This window comes from Xanthomonas sp. SHU 308, from assembly GCF_000364645.1.
Classification (GTDB): Bacteria; Pseudomonadota; Gammaproteobacteria; order Xanthomonadales; family Xanthomonadaceae; genus Xanthomonas_A; species Xanthomonas_A sontii.
Window position 1 is genome coordinate 1 of record NZ_AQOK01000436.1, and the last position, 3,007, is coordinate 3,007.

2 protein-coding genes are annotated in these 3,007 nt (G+C 67.1%); both read right to left on the bottom strand.

The features are described from left to right. Positions 1-1,275, bottom strand: a 1,275-nt coding sequence (locus tag D588_RS0114280; protein WP_017916469.1) for an MCP four helix bundle domain-containing protein, incomplete at its 3' end; no start/stop codon positions are given. Between the two features lie 480 nt (positions 1,276-1,755). After that, the coding region (locus D588_RS0114285) for a chemotaxis protein CheW (RefSeq protein ID WP_017916470.1) at positions 1,756-3,007 on the bottom strand (1,252 nt) is incomplete at its 5' end.

The following is a 3,007-nucleotide window of genomic DNA, read 5'->3' on the forward strand; positions in this document are numbered from 1 at the left end:
GTGGAACTCGCCTTCCATGCGCGCGGTGAGGTCGCCTGCGGCGATGGCCTGCAGCAACGCCGACAGCTTGCCGAGGTTGCGGTCGCTGACCTCCATCATCGCGTTGAGGTCCTGCACCATCAGCCGGAAGTCGTGCTGGAAGTGCGCCGCATCGCCGCGGGCGCTGAAGTCGCCGGCCGCGGCGGCGGCGGCCAGACGCTTGATCTCGGTGTTGATCGCCAGCAGGCTGGCCTTGGCCGCGTCCATCGATTCGTGCAGCACCGCGCGGCTGCCGGGCAGGCGGCGGGCGTCGCGGCGCAGGTCGCCATTGGCGTATTCGTTGAGCACGCCGATGGCGTCGACGATGGCGTCCAGGTGCTCGAACATCATGGTGTTGATGCCCTTGCTCAGCTCGCCGTAGACGCCGGGGAAGTCCTGCGGCATGCGGTGGGACATGTCTTTGTCGGCATGCAGTTCGATCATCAGCGCGGTTTCGCTGGAGAAGCGCTGCAACTGGGTCTGCATGCGGTCCATGGCCAGCAGCAGGCGGCCGGGTTCGTCGCGTGCCTCGGTGGCCACGTCGTTGTCCAGGCGTCCATCGGCAATGGCTTCGGCGGCGCGGGTGGCCTGGTTCAGCGGTCCGGTCAGGCTGCGGGTGATGGTCCAGGCCAGCAGGCCACTGACGATCAGCACGGCCAGGCCGCCGCCGAGCAGCATGTTGCGGCCATCGGTCATCGCCTCGGTGGCCGTGGCATAGGCCTGCTTCATCTGCGCGTCCTGGATATCGGCGTTTTCCCGAATCTTGGCCTGCCAGGCGGCGGTGGCCGGTCGCGCCTTTTCGTTCAATAGGGCTTGCGCTTCGTCGTTGCGATTGGCCGTGCCTAGCGCAATCACCTGATCGTTGAGCTTGCCTGCGACCGCCCGTTGCGCATCGATCTCCGCGCGCAGCGTGCGGATGCGTTCGCTGGTGGCCGGAAACGCATCGAGTTGCCTGCGCATCTCCATGTAGTGCGCGCGATGTTGCTTGATTTCTTCCAGTGCTTCCCGGTTGAGCTGTTCGCTGCTCACCGTTGCCAAGGTGCCGAGAGCGACCAGGATGTTGGCGTTGTCGTCCAGCATGCCGTTGCTGATGCGGATCTTCTCGACGTTGATCTTGACGATGCGGTCCAGCTCGTTCCGCGCCCGCGACATGGACAGCAGGCCGGCCGCGACCAGCAGACAGGACAGCACGATCAATAGGCCGAACGCGCCGCCGAGGCGGCGGCCCACGTTGTAGCGTTGCAAGAGCGACGTCATGTTGGAACCCCCTGAAAATGGACGAGTCACTGCGTGGTCGTTAACAGGGAAAACCGGTCGTAATGCTGGTTTCATCTGTGATGAAGTGCGTAAAACAGGCGAGAGGCATGCGAAAACATGCGCTCAAGCCACGCCAACACGACACACGACCCGTTTTCCCCGTTGCTGCGGCACGGCTTCAGCGACCGGCAGCTCCTCCGATCGCTCCCCTGAAGCGCCGGTTCCACCTCCCCAGGTGTGACCGGCACGCACATGTAGACAAAAACTGTGCGCTCAATGGGCTATCGGCAATCGCGGCGGGTTCTTTAGGGCCGCGTTGCGGTGTTTGCAGCTCGGATGGCGGGCATCTGCGTGCAGCGCGCGTCCTGTCTATGGCGGCCATGTACGCAGACACGCCGATCTGCAGCGCGCACCGCAAACAAAAAGCCCCGGCATCGCTGCCGGGGCTCGTGTGTGGCGTGGCGCGGGAGGGCAGGGCGGTCAGGCCGCCTGCTGCACCCGCAGCGAGCGGACCAGGCCACCGATGTCCACGATCAGGGCGACGCGGCCGTCGCCGAGGATGGTGGCACCGGAGATGCCGCTGATGCGCCGGTAGTTGTTCTCGATGTTCTTGACCACCACCTGCTGCTGGCCGATCAGTTCGTCCACTTCAAGCGCCAGCTTCTGCCCGTCGGCCTCGACCACCACCACCAGCGGTTCTTCGCTCTGCTCGATGCGGCCGAAGCCGTAGGAGTCGCTGAGCGAGAGGATCGGCAGGTATTCGCCACGGACCCGCAGCACGCGGCCTTCGCCGGCCATGGTGCGGATGTCGTCGGCCTTGGGCTGCAGCGCCTCGATGACGTAGGCCAGCGGCAGGATCAGGGTTTCGCCCGACACCGCCACGGTCATGCCGTCGAGGATCGCCAAGGTCAGCGGCAGGCGGATCAGTACGCGGGTGCCGCGGCCGGATTCGCTTTCCAGCTGCACTTCGCCGCCCAGGCCCTGGATGTTGCGGCGGACCACGTCCATGCCGACGCCACGGCCGGACAGGTCGGTGACCGCGTCGGCGGTGGAGAAGCCCGGGGCGAAGATCAGGTCCCAGACCTGCGCATCGCTCGGGTTGTCCGGCACGGCGATGCCGCGTTCGGCGGCCTTGGCCAGGATGCGGTTGCGGTTGAGGCCGGCGCCGTCGTCGCTGACTTCGATGACGATGTGGCCGCCCTGGTGCGAGGCCGCCAGGGTGATGGTGCCGGTCTCGTCCTTGCCGGCGGCGCGGCGCGCCTCCGGCAGTTCCAGGCCGTGGTCGATCGAGTTGCGCACCAGGTGCACCAGCGGATCGGCGATCTTCTCGATCAGGCCCTTGTCCAGCTCGGTGCCCTCGCCGATCGTGCGCAGGCGCACCTGCTTGCCGAGGCGGGTGGAGAGGTCGCGGACCAGGCGCGGGAAGCGGCGGAACACCGCGTCCACCGGCAGCATGCGCACACCGATCACCGCTTCCTGCAGGTCGCGGGTGTTGCGTTCGAGCAGGTCCAGGCCGGCGAACAGGCGCTCGGCCACGGCCTGGTCCAGGCCGGTGGAGACCTGCTTGAGCATGGCCTGGGTGATGACCAGTTCGCCGACCAGGTTGATCAGCGCGTCGACCTTGTCGACGCTGACGCGGATCGAGCTTTCCGCTTCGTGCGCGGCCGCGGCATTGCCCGCCGGCGCATTCGCGGCCACGGCGGCGGCCGGGGCGGCGGTGGCGGCGGTCGGC